General features: G+C 62.2%; 14 protein-coding genes. 7 read left to right on the top strand and 7 right to left on the bottom strand.

Annotated features, from left to right (window positions below; genetic code table 11):
* Positions 1-2 precede the first annotated feature (2 nt).
* From AB6B39_RS00675 to AB6B39_RS00660, 4 genes are read right to left on the bottom strand one after another with little or no spacing between them, the layout of a single operon-like run.
* On the bottom strand, positions 3-1,748 hold the full coding sequence (locus AB6B39_RS00675) for a DUF2207 domain-containing protein (RefSeq protein ID WP_284371903.1): 1,746 nt from the start codon (positions 1,746-1,748) through the stop codon (positions 3-5).
* The gene (locus AB6B39_RS00670; RefSeq protein WP_284371905.1) at positions 1,745-2,305 is read right to left on the bottom strand and encodes a LemA family protein; all 561 of its coding nucleotides are present in this window, start codon (positions 2,303-2,305) and stop codon (positions 1,745-1,747) included. Before AB6B39_RS00670 ends, AB6B39_RS00675 begins: the two co-directional genes overlap by 4 nt.
* A gap of 9 nt (positions 2,306-2,314) precedes the next feature.
* Complete coding sequence (locus AB6B39_RS00665; RefSeq protein WP_284371907.1) at positions 2,315-3,100, bottom strand: sterol desaturase family protein; 786 nt, start codon at positions 3,098-3,100, stop codon at positions 2,315-2,317.
* On the bottom strand, positions 3,101-3,418 hold the full coding sequence (locus AB6B39_RS00660; RefSeq protein ID WP_284371909.1) for a hypothetical protein: 318 nt from the start codon (positions 3,416-3,418) through the stop codon (positions 3,101-3,103).
* A gap of 54 nt (positions 3,419-3,472) precedes the next feature.
* On the opposite strand from AB6B39_RS00660, the gene AB6B39_RS00655 reads away from it, so the two are divergent.
* Both AB6B39_RS00655 and pyrF read left to right on the top strand, forming a co-directional pair.
* Positions 3,473-4,294 (top strand): SDR family NAD(P)-dependent oxidoreductase, encoded by an 822-nt coding sequence (locus AB6B39_RS00655; protein WP_284371911.1) that lies wholly within the window; start codon positions 3,473-3,475, stop codon positions 4,292-4,294.
* A gap of 17 nt (positions 4,295-4,311) precedes the next feature.
* Positions 4,312-5,016 carry an orotidine-5'-phosphate decarboxylase gene (gene pyrF, locus AB6B39_RS00650; RefSeq protein WP_348520180.1) on the top strand — a complete coding sequence of 235 codons (705 nt, stop codon included), beginning with the start codon at positions 4,312-4,314 and terminating at the stop codon, positions 5,014-5,016.
* A gap of 36 nt (positions 5,017-5,052) precedes the next feature.
* On the opposite strand, the gene AB6B39_RS00645 is transcribed toward pyrF, so the two are convergent.
* The 3 genes from AB6B39_RS00645 to AB6B39_RS00635 all read right to left on the bottom strand — a co-directional run bounded on the left by AB6B39_RS00645 (position 5,053) and on the right by AB6B39_RS00635 (position 7,223).
* Entirely contained in the window at positions 5,053-5,721 is a 669-nt protein-coding gene (locus tag AB6B39_RS00645) for a hypothetical protein (protein ID WP_284371916.1), read from the bottom strand.
* A 172-nt stretch (positions 5,722-5,893) separates the two neighbouring features.
* Positions 5,894-6,919: a hypothetical protein gene (locus AB6B39_RS00640; RefSeq protein ID WP_284371918.1), complete on the bottom strand. Its 1,026-nt coding sequence runs from the start codon at positions 6,917-6,919 to the stop codon at positions 5,894-5,896.
* 97 nt (positions 6,920-7,016) lie between these two features.
* Positions 7,017-7,223: a DUF1674 domain-containing protein gene (locus tag AB6B39_RS00635; protein WP_284371920.1), complete on the bottom strand. Its 207-nt coding sequence runs from the start codon at positions 7,221-7,223 to the stop codon at positions 7,017-7,019.
* Between the two features lie 205 nt (positions 7,224-7,428).
* On the opposite strand from AB6B39_RS00635, the gene AB6B39_RS00630 reads away from it, so the two are divergent.
* The 5 genes from AB6B39_RS00630 to AB6B39_RS00610 all read left to right on the top strand — a co-directional run bounded on the left by AB6B39_RS00630 (position 7,429) and on the right by AB6B39_RS00610 (position 14,799).
* Positions 7,429-9,117 (top strand): RsmB/NOP family class I SAM-dependent RNA methyltransferase, encoded by a 1,689-nt coding sequence (locus AB6B39_RS00630; RefSeq protein ID WP_284371922.1) that lies wholly within the window; start codon positions 7,429-7,431, stop codon positions 9,115-9,117.
* Between the two features lie 163 nt (positions 9,118-9,280).
* Positions 9,281-10,111 (top strand): hypothetical protein, encoded by an 831-nt coding sequence (locus tag AB6B39_RS00625; RefSeq protein WP_284371924.1) that lies wholly within the window; start codon positions 9,281-9,283, stop codon positions 10,109-10,111.
* Between the two features lie 201 nt (positions 10,112-10,312).
* Positions 10,313-10,996 carry a ribulose-phosphate 3-epimerase gene (rpe, locus tag AB6B39_RS00620; protein ID WP_284371926.1) on the top strand — a complete coding sequence of 228 codons (684 nt, stop codon included), beginning with the start codon at positions 10,313-10,315 and terminating at the stop codon, positions 10,994-10,996.
* A gap of 87 nt (positions 10,997-11,083) precedes the next feature.
* Positions 11,084-12,796 carry a heparinase II/III family protein gene (locus tag AB6B39_RS00615; RefSeq protein ID WP_284371929.1) on the top strand — a complete coding sequence of 571 codons (1,713 nt, stop codon included), beginning with the start codon at positions 11,084-11,086 and terminating at the stop codon, positions 12,794-12,796.
* Positions 12,793-14,799: a polysaccharide biosynthesis protein gene (locus AB6B39_RS00610; protein ID WP_284371931.1), complete on the top strand. Its 2,007-nt coding sequence runs from the start codon at positions 12,793-12,795 to the stop codon at positions 14,797-14,799. Before AB6B39_RS00615 ends, AB6B39_RS00610 begins: the two co-directional genes overlap by 4 nt.
* The last annotated feature ends 55 nt before the right edge of the window (positions 14,800-14,854 follow it).

The following is a 14,854-nucleotide window of genomic DNA, read 5'->3' as shown; positions in this document are numbered from 1 at the left end:
TCTCACCACCCTCCGCCACCACCGCCTCCGCCCCCGCCGGAGAATCCCCCGCCACCGGAGCCTGACGAGAAGCCGCTGCCGCTGCTCTGGCTCACCGGGGCCGCCGCGGCGACACCTGCCGTCAATGTCTTGCCGAAGCTCTTGGAGAAATCGACCGGGCCCTTGCCGGCTCGGAAGGCGTTGCCGGTCGCGTAGCTGGGGCGGTAGTCGGCGGCGTCGCGCGGCAGAGAGGTCTCGAACTGTTTCGTCCAGGGCTTCTCGACACCGAGCGCCATAGCGTAGGGCAGAAAGCGTTCGTAAAGCTCGACCGTCATGGCGGGCGGTTGATCGCCGAGCGGGTTGGCTGTGTTGATCCGTTTTGCTTCGGCGGTCTTGAGATAGAGTTCAAATCCTTCGATCTCCGCGCCGATTTGCGCGCCGCGTTTCGTCGGGGCAGGCAGCAGGAATGCAAACAGCAGATTCAGACCTGCCAGACCTGCGAACAGGGTCAGGACCAGCGCGCTGTTCTTGGCGACCGGGGAGGCAATGACGATCCCGGCCAGGGCGGCCGACACGAAAAAGCCGAGCACGGCCCAGCCGACATTACGCTTGTAATAGGTCGGGCCGTAACGGTCGGATATATGCTTGTGGAATGCCGTCAGGGCCTTGTGGAACGTCGTATCCGTGCCCCCGTCAAGTTCCAGAACTCCACGCCGCCCGGCCATGATTTCGGACAGAAGGGCTTTCGCGTCGGGATGATCCGCTTCGTCGGACCGATGCCGGATGACCGTGCGTTTCTTGTCGGCCTCAATGTCAAGCAGGCCTTGCGCACCGAGTTGCATCAGCATGGCGGAGAACGCATCCATGTCGCGAAAACCCTTATGATGGATGTAGTGCAGGGCAGCGGGGCTATAGGGCCTGCCGTCCTTCATCACGGGGGGCGCATAGCGCGGGAAGACCGGGGGCTTTTGCGGATCCCGCCCGATGCGGCTCCATGTCAGAATATAGAAGCCGAAAATAGCCAATCCGCCCAGACCCAGCAGGATCGGTGCCCCCCAGCGAATCCAGAACAGACGGGCTTGGCGTTCCGCGCTCATGGGGAGGATCGTGCCCGGTGCGACGGAGATGGACAGGTTCAACCCATTGCGACGGGGCAGCGGGCGGTTGGTCTCGATGATGACGCTGTCGTCTTGCACCGTCACGGACGCGTCCGCGCGCTGGTTACCAGCCCGGCCCGTGACGACGGTCGTGTCGATAATGCGTGCGCCGTCCGGGAAGCGCACAGTCGCGCTCGCGCGCTCGATCGGAAAATTCCAGTAGGTTCCGACAGGTGTCCACCAAAGCTCCTCCCGGTCGCCATAGGTATCGTTCTGGCCACGGTGGCGTCGAATTTGGTCGTCCACACGGTAGCGGATGACATAGCGGTGCGGGCCAGGCTCCAGCAGGCGGTCCGCCCGACCGATCCGTAGCAAGACAGCATTGCCGTTGCGCTGTACCGTTACCGGTTCCTCGGCGCCGTCACGCGTGACGTCCAGCAGCTCGTAATCGTAAGGCTGCGACACTCCCATGAAAGTGTATCGCGCGGGCAGTTCGCGGAAGATACCGCGCTGGATTTCCACGCCTTCGCTGATGAGTTCGATCGTCTCAGTAATCAGCAATTCGCCAGACTGTTCCACGACGATGTCGACCGCGTAATCGGTGATCCGTTCCTGGGCGAGGGCCAGTCCCGACCAGAGCAGCGCGATCAGAAGACCGAGCAGCGCCTTCATGCGTCAAATTCCACGGTCGGGACGACGGCGTCGCTCTCATCGATCTCGAAATAGGGCTTCTGGCGGAAGCCGAACGGCCCGGCGATCAGGTTGGACGGGACGGTTTCGATCTTCGTGTTCAGCTCGCGCACAGCGCCGTTGTAGAAGCGCCGGGCCATTTCAATCTTGTCTTCCGTCTCGGACAACTCGTTTTGCAGATCGAGAAAGTTCTCATTGGCTTTCAGCTCAGGATAGTCTTCGGCCAGCGCGAACAGGCGTGATGCGCCGCGTGCAACGGCCCCTTCGGCGGTCCCGCGCGCGCCAATATCATCGCCGGCAGACAGTGCCCGGTTGCGGGCGTCGATCACATCTTCGAATAGGCGGCGTTCATGCGCCGCATAGGCTTTGACGGTCTTGACGATCTGCGGGATCAGGTCCGCGCGCCGTTTCAGCTGTACCTCAATATCGGCCCAGCCATTATTCGCCATCTGCCTGAGCCCGACGAGTTTGTTGAAAATCAGGATCGCCCAGACGCCAAGTGCCAGGACGAGGATCAGCATGAGGGTGGTCAGCAGCATAGGGTGATCTTAGGGTGCAGACCGCCGAAAGGGAAGGCGCAGCGAGTCCCATAGTCGGGCAGGTGTGCTATTTTGGTGCTCCGACAGACCCAGTGTCAGTGGGTCCGCCGCCTCAGACCGGTAGGTCCGGAATAAACGGTCCCAGATCGACAGATTGAAACCGTAATTCGAATTCGTCTCCGGCTCATCGACGGAATGATGGATGCGATGCATGGCGGGCGTGACGATCAGGCGGCGCAGGACCCGGTCCAGAGCTTTGGGGAGCGCCGTATTGCTATGCGTGTAGATCGCCATGGCGTTCAGAACAATTTCGAAGAGAATAACGGCGATGACCGACGGGCCCAGCGCGAGAATCACGACCGCCTTCCAGATCAGGCTGATCCCGATTTCGATGGGGTGGAATCGCACCCCACTGGTGGCGTCCAGATCGCGGTCCGTATGATGGACGCTATGCAGTCGCCACAGCCAAGGGACGTGATGAAAGGCGACATGCTGAACCCAGATGGCGAGATCGAGCAGGATGATCGCGACTAACCCTTCGACCCAAGGGTCAAGCGGGACGCTATTGAACAGACCCCACCCCTGCGCGGAGGCCAGGGCGGCAACACTCACCGCGACGACGGGTGCCATCAGAATGCTGACAAGGCTGCCCAGGACCGACAGTGAGAGGTTGGTGCGCCAGCGGGGCCAGCGCGCCATGACGCGCTTCCGGGCCGGAAAGGATGCTTCCAGACCGATGAAGACCAGCAAGATGCCGACAAAGATGCCGAGCCGCAGACTGGTCAGCGTCTCCAATTAGAGGCAGCCCTTCTGGCGGCGGGCCAGCGCGACAGAGCGACGCTCCCGTTCTTGCTCGATTTCATAGGGTCGGGCATCGGATCGCGCGCCATTGTCCCGGGTCGATTGATTGCGGCGTTCCAGCTCACTGACATCATCGAACAATATGTCCTGGGTCTCGGATCGGTAGCTCTCCGCTAGCAAGTCCAGCTGTTCGCACTCCATGCCGATATATTTTTCCGGCTCCGCATCGTTGAAGTTCACCGTGCTGCAGGCCGAAAGCAGGGTCCCGCCAAGAACGACCAGCGGAAGATGGGTGAGGATTTGCCTTGTCATGGCGACGCGTCTAGCAAGCGGCTGCGCTGGCGCAAACTCACAAAGGGGACAGAAATGGCGGATCCACACGCGGGCCGTACCATGTTGATTACAGGAGCCTCAGCCGGCATCGGCGCGGCGCTGGCGCGCGAATATGCGTCGCGCGGCTGGAACCTGATCCTGACCGCGCGCCGGACGGACCGGCTCGAAGCGCTCAAGACCGAAATCGAAGCCGGGCATGACGTGTCGGTCGATCACGTCTCTGCGGATCTGATGGCGGATGGGGCGGTCGATGAAATTCTGGCCGATATCGCTGCCAAAGGCCTCGTAATCGACGGCCTGATCAATAATGCGGGTTACGGTCATCCCGGCATGTTTCTCGACAGTTCGTGGGAGGAACATGACCTGTTCAATCGACTTATGGTCGGTGTGGTGGTCGAAGCCACGCGCAAGGTTCTGCCCGGCATGGTGGAGCGTGGTTTTGGCCGGACCATGCATGTGGCGAGTCTGGCCGGGCATATGCCGGGTAGTCGCGGACATACATTATATGCCGCCGTGAAAGCCTATCTGGTCAAATTCGCTCAGAGCCTTAATCTGGAGCTGGACGGAACAGGTGTGCATGTCTCGGCCCTGTGTCCAGGCTTTACGATTACGGAATTTCACGACGTCAACGGGACGCGCGAAGGGATCAACCAGCTGCCGGACTATATGAAGATGAGCGCGGAAGACTGCGCGCGTCTCGGGGCCGACGCGCTGGAAGACAATGTTGATGTCTTCATTCCGGGTAAGGTCAACCGCACGATTGCACGGCTGGGGCGGTTCCTGCCGCAGTCCCGGGTGAAAAAAATGATGGCGGAGCGCTCCGCCAAGTTCCGCAATTCTGGAGACGACGCATGATTGCTCCGGCCAACACTATGGCAGCCGACGCTCGTGTTTTCGTCGCGCTTGATCTGCCATCCGTGGATGAGGCGCGGGCCATGGCGGCCACGTTGGGCGACAGTGTCGCCAGCTACAAGATCGGCCTGCAGCTGCTGCCCATTGGCGGTGTGGAGCTAGGACGCGAGCTGCGCGCGCAGGGTAAGAACGTGTTCCTCGATTTCAAATTTCACGACATCGACGCAACGGTTGAAAAAGCGACAGCCTCTGTTGCCGGGTTGGATGCGCAGCTTCTGACTGTTCATGCGCGACCGGATGTTATGCGTGCCTCGGTAAGGGGGAAAGGCGGCTCAAACCTTAAAATTCTGGGTGTCACGGTCCTGACATCGCTCGATAAACAGGCGCTGGAAGATATCGGCTATAATGACAACGCCGAAGATCTGGTGATGCGACGGGTGCGGCAGGCGCTTGATGCGGGGGTGGACGGCGTCGTCGCCTCGCCACTGGAAGCAGCGGCGATCCGGTCTGTCGTGCCGGACAGTTTTCTGGTTGTGACGCCGGGCGTTCGCCCAACAGGCAGTGCTGCAGGCGACCAGAAACGGATCGCAACCCCGTCAGCGGCGCTCTCATCCGGCGCGACTCATCTGGTGATCGGTCGTCCGGTGACACAGGCCGAAGACCCGGCGCACGCGGCCCGGGCCATCATGGCCGAAATTGACGGCGTCGATTTCCGACGCCGCTAAGGCTTATCCGTCGACAGGCTTGGTGACCTGACGGTCTTAGTAACCCGAGCCATATCGCGATGATCGGATCGCACGCGGATGACACGGGGCCGGTCCTGTCGGGCAGGGCGCATAGACCGGATAGGTCACGGGCACAGGCACCGGATAGGGTACGGGCACGATCGGGCGGACGACCCTGACGACGGGCGGCCTATAGATGACAGGCGGATGGATTACCGGCGGATGCACGACCGGCGGCCGCACGACCGGAGGATGAACAACCGGCGGCCTGATCACTGGGGGACGCACCACAGGTGGATGTACGACGGGTGGATGAACGACCCGTCCCACTTTCTTCACGACCGTCGTTTCGCACTTGGTGATGACCGTCGTGCACGGATCCGGCTTGCTGACCGTCACCGTGGGTTTGTATTTATAGACAACGGCAGGATAGGCGTCAGGACTATGCACAGTCCGGTGTACCGGTTTCTGGCTCGGCACGGGAACATGCTGAGGTTTGGCAACGCAGCGCGCCTGATGTTCGAAATAGGATGATAGCGGCGGCAGCGTGCTGTGGCCCGTGCGGGGACCATCGCAGGATGTGCAGCTGGGCGGGGGCGGGGGCGGCGTGACGCAGACTGTCCCGCTCGTATTGCCAGCTTGAGCGACGCCCGTAAGGGCCAGAACGCCAGCCAGTCCTGTAGCGGCCTTGAGAAGTTTTGACACGGTTGAACCCTCGCTGAAAAAGCGTTGACGACAATCCGCACCGGATCCGGCGCAGAGAGTGTCGGGGCTGCAAAGGGCATGCCAATCAGTCGCGCATTTGGTTAATGCAAAACGCGCAAAGCCGGGGTCGCCAAACGATCCCGGCCTGCATTAAGTCTATTTGTTAATCAGTCTAGTAGCGGCTGCGGGCATGTCTGTTTGCTTGACAACTCGGCGTCGCGACTGGCGGCTGAACGGGTCTGTAACCGTGAGCCGGGTAACGCCCGACAGGGGTGGGCGTTACGGCGGGGCCGGAGCGGCAAACGGTCGGGGCAGGGCCGGGCTGGACCGGCGGTCGGGGGTGGATCAGCGGCCCGCCGACATGTCCCGTCGTGACGTGGCCGGACGACACATAGCCGCGGGTCGTGTGGCCCTGTTGCATGTATCCCTGTTGCGCATAGCCTTGACGCACAGTCACCGAGCCCAGCGCCTGCTGTCCCTGCGCGCTGGTCGCGGTGACATAGGGCGGCGGGTAGCCGATCGGCAGGCGGGGCGGAATGTTGGGACGCACGGGCACGCCGAGCAGGGCAGGCGTAATGCCGCCGGGTCCGGCGTCGAGCACGGCCTGCGCACGATAAGGATCGCGGTCCACGATCGATGTCGGAACATGCGCGATGCCGGGCGTGATCGTATGGGGATCGCCATAGACGCGCGGCACGAATTTCGATGCATCATATCCGCGACCGACTGCCACGACCCGGCTGGACTGCACGGGATGGTGCGCCACGGGGGGGTGAATGACGGGGGCCTGTGTCAGCGGGTAAGGCGTCACATGCGATCCGATCGGGCGGTAGATCGGCGTGGTCGGCGGCTTGGTACCGGACGGTGCGGCCTGACGGCAGTAAAGCGTGCTGTTGGGATTGCAGCCTTTCGTAAAACCGACAGGAGCATCTGAGAGGGCCACGGTCGGTGGCAGGCTGTGAATGCGTGTGATCGAGACATGTGGCGCGCGCTGGAACTGGACGCTGTCGAAATAGTCATAAGGTGTATGGTTGCTGATCGTGACGGGACCATAATCCGACGGCAGGGCAGGCTGCGCGACCGTGCCGAGATCGCACGGCACACCACCGCAGGCTCCTCCGGCGAGGGCCGGAGCCGTACTGACACCCAATAGCGCAACTGCGCCGCCTATGCGCCCAAGCGCTGTTCTGATGGCCATTTCGCCACTCCCACTCCCGTTTGGCCGCCCGGATGTGGGAGACCGTGTTCACCTTGTACAGTGAAGCGCGTTCGTGACGGGGACTTCGGGACCGGGTTTAGAAATCGTAGGCGATGCCGCCTCGTTCCCAGTCTCCATAGCGCGTCGGCTCTTCACCGCTCGGGCCACCCTTTTCGGTCGGACGCTCCGTTGCGTCCTGAAGCCGTCGCCGTTTGGCGGCTTCCTCCAGGGCGCGCTTGGCAGCAGGGCTCAGAGCCTTGCCGGGTGCTGCATGTTCCGGCGTGTTGGGACCAGTCTTCGACATGGCCAACAGGTAGGAAGGACAGCGCCTTGCGTCAAACCGGGCCAGGGACCCGATGTCCTGTTTCGCTACAGGGTAAGGCTGAAAATCGAGTGAATCTCGCGCTAGGGTGCTGTTTACCATAGGGCGTGCCGCCTGACGGCCCGGCGCTGCGCTCTGGCGTCCTGTCCGATGGACCCGGGCAACCTCCTGCCGTAAGGGCGCGATCATGTCAGATAGCAATCATAAAAGTGGCGGTCCGGCCAAAGGTGGGTCCAGCGGCTATAAGGGCCGAAGCGGCAAACCGGGCTCCGGCGGCAAAAGTCGTTCGGATGGCAAGGGTCGCGCGGATGGCAAAGGTCGCCCACCCGGCAAGGGACGGCCGGACGGTAAGGGCCGTCCACCGAGCAAGGACGGGCGTCCAGACCATAAGGGTCGTCCGCCCGGAAAAGGCGGTCCACGCCGAGATAGTGGCTCGTCTCGAGGGGGCCAGTCACGAGGGGGCCAGTCACGGGGCGGCCAATCACCAGGCGGTCCGGCTACAGGACGTCAGTCGCGAGATGGTTCGTCGGGCGGCGGCGAGAAGCGGGCTTGGTCAAGGCCACGTCGTGAACCGCTGACAAATGCGCAGGCCGCGCGCAAGGCAGCCGCCATGGCAGTTACGGATGTACTGGGGCGAGGCTTCCGGGTCGAAGGCTCCCTGGCACGAAATCCTGTTCTGGAAGGGCTGGATGCCAGAGACCGCGCCTTCGCGCGGGCCATCGCGGCTGCAACTCTGCGCCGCTTGGGACAGGTGAATGCCGTCATTGATCCGCTGGTTCAGCGTCCACCACCCGGACGCGTGCAAGCCTATCTGCAGACGGCGACGGCGCAGATGGTCTTCATGGATGTCGCGCCCCACGCCGCTGTTGGCGACACGGTCGCGCTGGTCAAGGCCGATGGCAAATCCGAACCCTTTACGGGATTGGTCAATGCCGTTTTGCGCAAGATCGCCGAAAGCGGTAAAGCCGACGCCGCGCGCATTCCGCCGATCCAGAACATTCCGGGTTGGCTGCGGTCCGAATGGACGCGGCTTTACGGCAAGGCTGCCGTCCGGCGAATGGCGCTCCTGCTCGCGACGGCACCGCCGCTCGACCTGTCGGTCAAATCGGATCCCGAAAAATGGGCGGCGCATCTGGGCGGCATATTGATCGGTGGATCAACAGTCCGGCTGGACGCGATCGGCAACATCAAGGCACTGGACGGCTTTGATGATGGAGCCTGGTGGGCCCAGGACGTAGCCGCGGCGCTGCCGGCCCGCCTGCTTGAGCAGGCCTGCGGCGGGGTCAGAGGCAAGCGTGTCGCCGATTATTGCGCGGCCCCCGGTGGCAAGACGATGCAGCTTTGCGCCATGGGCGCGGAGGTCACGTCGATCGACCTGTCCGAAGCCCGCACGGAGCGCCTGACCCAGAATCTCGCGCGCACTCGGATGGAAGCGACGGTATTGACAGCCGATCTGACCGAGCATCAACCCGAAACGCCCTATGACGCCATTCTGTTGGATGCGCCCTGTTCCGCGACAGGGACGTTCCGCCGTCACCCGGATGTTCTCTATAACCGCAAGGAGCGTGACATTACGCCTTTGACGCGCTTGCAGGACAAACTGCTCAAGCAGGCCGCGAATGGAATCGCGCCGGGCGGGGTGCTGCTCTATTCCGTCTGTTCGTTGCAGGAGCGTGAAGGCGCAGCCCGAGTGCACAAGCTTTTGAAGGCGAGGCCTGATTTTCGCCGGATTCCGCTGTCACTCCCTGAGGGGTTGGACGTGCCGGATGCGCGACTGGAGGGCGGAATGGTTCGCATTCTGCCGCCTGACGGGTCCGATGGGCGCGGCATGGACGGATTTTTCATCGCGGCGCTGGAACGGGTCGCAAAGATATAGGCACAAAGGGGCATTGGCAGGCATTATAGCAGGACTTTAGCCAGTAATGACGCCGTTTTCAGTTCTTAAAGGCGACATTAACCCGATTCGCGGCACAGAGGCCCCGAACTGGCACGAGTCTTGAAGCGATCCGCCAAGCGATGTGTCAAAATGGGAGGCTCGAATGAGCACGAAACAGTTTTACCGAAGCGCGCTAATGGCCGCGACCGGTGTTGCCGCTCTGGGTCTGACGGCTTGCGCCAATGGTCACGCCAGCGACCGCTACGGCTTCAGTCATCATGAATATGAATCCACAGGGACCTGTGCAGGGGCCTGTGGTGTGAAATCGCACGTTCCGGCCTACAAGCCAGCACCGGCACCCGTCGCCGTCTTTTCGCATTATGACTATGAAAGCAGCCCAAGCGGCTGTGTGACGCGCTCACCTTGCGGTGTCGTCTCGACAGGCTACACATCGACTGTCAGCACGGGTCATGTATCCACAGGACATATCGCATCGCCGAGCTACAGCAGCGAAATCGCTCCGTGCCCGACCGGCACGACGACACAGCCTGACGGCACCTGCTTGCAGAATGGTCATGGCTATGTCGGCAGCAGCTATTCCAGCGGCTCCGTCATCTCGTCAGGGTCCAGCTATAGCAGCGGGTCCTATTCGTCGGGTTCGATCAGTTCGTCGACCATCGCAGCTGAATGCCCGGCGGGAACCACGGCCCAGCCTGACGGCACCTGCCTGCAGCATGGCGGCTCCAGCTACTCCTACAGCAGCACGACGACCCATACGGCTCCTGTGACGACCTACACACCTCCGGTCAGCACATACTCGCCGCCTATCGTGACGGATTGTCATCTGTCGGGCATCTCGACAGGGTGTAGCCTCAGCAGCACGCCAACCGACATCTATGTCGGCGACGCCGTGACTTCCGGGTCGAGCTACTCGTCAGGCTATCAGTCCTCTGGCGTCTACAGCTCGAGCGACTATCTGCCGATCCGCAAGTAAGCGGTTCGACAGTCTGGCTTTCGAAAGGCCCGGTTCGGCAATAGCCGGATCGGGCCTTTTGCTGTGCGCTGACCGTTCGCAACGTTGCGGTCGCTCACAGGCACTGCTAAGTCACGGCTCCGGACGACTATGTGCAAACGGATGGGTGTCTCTGCCGGGCCCGGTATCAAGCCCGGACAGACGCCCCGAGAAAGGCCCCCAGTGAGCGACGTTCTGATTTCCCCGTCCATCTTGTCGGCTGATTTTGCGGCTCTGGGTCAGGCGGTGGCCGATGTTGACCGGGCGGGTGCCGACATGATCCATGTCGATGTCATGGACGGTCATTATGTCCCGAACATCACGATCGGCCCGGCTGTCGTGAAAGCGCTGCGTCCGCATTCTGCCAAACCATTCGACGTGCATCTGATGATCGCGCCAGCGGACCCTTATCTCGAGGCCTTTGTCGAGGCGGGGGCTGACTATCTGTCCATTCATCCCGATGCCAGCCCGCATACACATCGCAGTCTTCAGACCATTCGCGCGCTCGGCGCAAAGCCGGGCCTGGTCCTCAACCCCGGGACGCCTCTATCAGTCGTCGAACCCGTGATTGATCTGCTCGACATGATCCTGGTGATGAGTGTCAATCCCGGCTTTGGCGGGCAGAGCTTCATCGACAGCCAGCTCGTGAAGATCGAAGCCTTACGCGTCATGATCGATGCGACCGGACGTGACATCGTTCTGGAAGTCGATGGCGGCGTCAATCCCGAAACGGCCCCGCGCTGTATCGCGGCAGGGGCGTCGGCGCTGGTCGCCGGCAGTGCCGTCTTCAAGGGCGCCGGATCCCTGTCTGACAATATCGCGGCATTGCGGTCCGCGCCCGCGGTTAACGCTTCGGCTGCGGCCTGAGCGAGCGCGCGCCGCGCCTTCACCGATCATGCGCCTGATCCAGACATTCGCCCTGATGAATAATCTGGCCCTCCTGGAGTATCCGGCGTGACGCGCCGTATCACTCTGGCGGATGCCGTGCGTGTCCGGGCGGCGCAGACCGTTTCAAACGCAATCACGGCGTTGCGCCCGGCGCGACCGAGCGGCGGGCGGGCACCGGAACTGATCGCCCTGTCACCCGCTTTGCCGCATGGCCACCGGGAGAGAGGGGCTGCGATCCTGTCGGGCCGCTGGGTCTATGCCGGACAGACTTTGGATGTCGGGGCGCATGGCCATCCTTTTTCCGTCACATTGCCGTCCGAGCGCTTTGCTGCCTGGCTGCATGGATTTTCGTGGTTGCCTGACCTGCTTAGCGTCAGTGATGGCCCCGCCAAGGCGGTTGAGCTGTGTCGTCACTGGAGTGATGCGTTTTCCGGTCCGAATAGTTTCGTTCACGCACCGGATTTACTGGCCGAACGGATGCTGAACTGGGGCTGGGTGCTGTCCGCCGTGCCGGACAGCTCTGGACAGATGTCGGATCGCTATGCCGGACAGATGCGCTTTCTGCGCCGGTCTTTACCGCGGCTCTCCCCCGGTCTGGCGGCGCTGCGAGGACAAGCGGCGATGGTCATATACGGGGCCCGTCAAGCCGAACGACCCGATGCCTATCTGGCGCGCGGACTGGACGGGTTGGATGAAGAAATCAATCTACAGATCTTGGCCGATGGCGGTCATATCAGTCGCTCACCTTGGGCGGCGGTCGAGGCCCTATCCTGCCTGCTAGGCACGGACGCAGTCCTGCAAGTGGCAGGTCTGGCTGGTTCACGGGCGCTGGATCGCGCAATCGACCGACTGATCCCGATGATCGCGACATTGCGTCATACGGATGGGGGCATGGCGGTATTTCACGGCGGCCATGAAGGTGATCCGGCCCGGATCGATGCCCTGATGCGGGGTCGCGCCGCCTCGCCCAGCTTGCCGGCGCAGCCGTTCGCCTACGGCCCAAATTCCGGTTATCATCGGCTCGAAGCCGGCTCGAATGTCGTCATTGTCGACGCTCACGGGGTTCCGCCCCGCCCGCATGATCTCGACGCGCATCTAGGCCCGCTCGCCATGGAAATCTCGACCACGGAAGGTCGTCTGCTGGTCAATTGCGGCTGGCATCCCGGCGCAGCCCCGTCCTGGCGTCGCCCGGTCCGTTCCAGTGACGCCCATTCGGCGCTGACGCTGGCCGGTCGCTCGCCCGGCACAATTCTGGATGGCGGTTTTATGGAAGATGCGCTGGGGGCGGCGATTGCCGTCGGCCCGGGCGATGTCCGCGCCCGCCGCAAGGAGCAGAGCACGGGTATCTGGCTGGAAACCGCGCATGACGGCTATAAGGATGCTCATGGCCTGGTCCATCGCCGCCGCCTGTTCGTGGGCGAAGATGGCGACGATATTCGGGGCGAAGACAGCCTGTTCGTGCCCGCGGGCGATACGCCGATCACACGCGATAGCGTACCTTATGCTCTGCGCTTTCACTTCCATCCGGATGTCCGGGTCAGTCTGGCGCAGGACCTGTCTAGCGCGCTGCTGGTCCAGAAAGGTCGCGCCGGCTGGCGGTTCCGGACGGATGGGGGACCGCTGGCGGTCGAACCCAGCGTCTATCTCGCCGGTTCGGCGCGCCCCGTCCGGTCGCAGCAGCTGGTGATTCTGGGTCAGGCTCTTGGAGATGGGGATGGGCAAGGTCGCGATAACCGGATAAGGTGGTCGTTCCGGCGACTGAAAGGACGTTCCGCATGATCCGCCCGGCATCGAAATCGCTGCCTAAGACGACCCGGCATCGCCCGGTCGTGAGAACTCTGATCAGCGCAACGCTGGTCCTGTTTGACGGTGCGCTGGCCTGGTTGGCGATGCTGATGGCGGTGCGCTGGCGTTACGATTCCATCAATCGTCCGATCATGGCTGATATCGACCACCGGTCCGCTATCATAGCCGGCGTCGTCACGGTCATTGTCTGGGCTTTCATGCGTCAGTACCGGGCCGTCTGGCGGTTCACCTCGCTGGCTGATTTCCGCAGGCTGCTGCTGGGTGTCGTCATCGTGATGGTGATCGTGCCGCTGATCATGTTTCTCGGGTTTGATCGCGGGCTGCACTTTCCGCGTTCGGCGCCATTAATTGCCGGGACGCTTCTCGGACTCGGCATTGTTCTCTCCCGCCTGATCGTCATGGCGGTCCGCAATGGTGACGTGCGGGCGCTCTACCGCTCACCGTCCCATTTCTCGCATGACGCCATTCTGATCGGTCAGGCGTCAAGCCTGTATAATTATCTGCGCGACACATCTCGCCGCAAAAAAGCCAAGGGATTTAATCCGATCGGCCTGATCGAAACGTCGGGGCAATATGCCGGACGCTCGATCCGCTCTGTTCCGATCCTCGGATCGCCGGATGATCTGGTCGACATTTATCCCAAACTGGCCCAGCGCAGGAGCCGAAAACTCCACCTGCTATCCGTCGATTCCCATCCGGACCGGCATCTGACCGAACAGCTGATCCAGACGGCCTCAGCCGTTGGCGCGCCCCTGTCGCGCGAAACGGGTGGCAAGCAGGACGGACTCAGCCGATTCGAAGCCGCGGACCTGATCGGGCGTGACCCGCGCCAGCTCGACATGACCCCGGTATCGGAGCTGATTTCGGGCAAGCGCGTGCTGATCACAGGGGCAGGCGGCTCGATCGGCTCGGAGCTGTCCCTGCAGATTGCGCGCCTGGCCCCGAGCCATCTGGCGCTGGTGGATATTAGCGAACTGAACCTGTTCAATCTGGAACGCAGTCTTGTTCCTGTTTCGCCCTATATGCAGCCCGTTCCCTGGCGGGCCTATCTGGGCGATGTCTGCAACCGGGGCCGCATGTCCGAAATCTTCGAGGTGGAACGTCCGGAAATCGTTCTGCATGCGGCAGCCCTGAAACATGTCCCATCCGGCGAGCGCAATCCCGTCGAGACCCTGCGAACCAATGTTCTCGGAACCCATGTGACGCTGGATATGTGCGAAATTTATGGGGTCGAGCATTTTGTTCTGATCTCGACGGACAAGGCGGTCGACCCCGTGAATGTAATGGGTGCGTCCAAGCGGATCGTGGAGCTGCTGACCTTGGCCCGACAAAGCCAGATCCCGACCCTGCACGCCTCGGCTGTACGCTTCGGCAACGTGCTGGCTTCGACAGGATCGGTGGTCAATCTGTTCGAACAGCAGATCGCCGAGGGCGGACCCGTCACGGTTACCCATGAAGATATGAACCGGTATTTCATGACCGTGCAGGAAGCGTCTTCGCTGGTCCTGCAGGCAGCGGCTCTCAATGCACAACAGGACGCGGGCTCATCCCACATTTTCGTTCTGGAAATGGGCGAACCTGTCAATATCGCCGAACTGGCCCGCAATCTGATCCGGCTGCGTGGCAAGATTCCGGACGAGGATATAGAAATCTGCGTGACGGGCCTGCGCCCGGGCGAGAAACTGTCCGAGCGACTGACCCATAATGAGGAGATGCTGACACCGACCATCATTTCCGGCGTCAGTCAGTTCGATGCCTGCGTCGTCAATCCCGAAGCCATTACGGGGGCGGTCGATCAGTTGCTGTCCGCGATCGAGCGACGGGACCGCGCACAGATCCGCAAGGCGCTTAATAATCTGCTGCAGGGTTATGTCCCGCGCGATACGCTGAACGGCCTGCCGGTCATGCACGACATGCCTAACCTGACGAATATGCCGCCCGTCCGTCCGTCTGCCAGCGACTCCTCTTCACATTAAAGACGGTCTGCGATCTGGCATCCGGGCGCGCTGCGTGATAGCGCGCGCAGCGTCC

The sequence above is a fragment of the Algimonas porphyrae genome, assembly GCF_041429795.1.
GTDB classification, from domain to species: domain Bacteria; phylum Pseudomonadota; class Alphaproteobacteria; order Caulobacterales; family Maricaulaceae; genus Litorimonas; species Litorimonas porphyrae.
The sequence above is the reverse complement of the archived record's forward strand: the minus strand, read 5'-3'. Positions and strand labels throughout refer to the sequence as shown.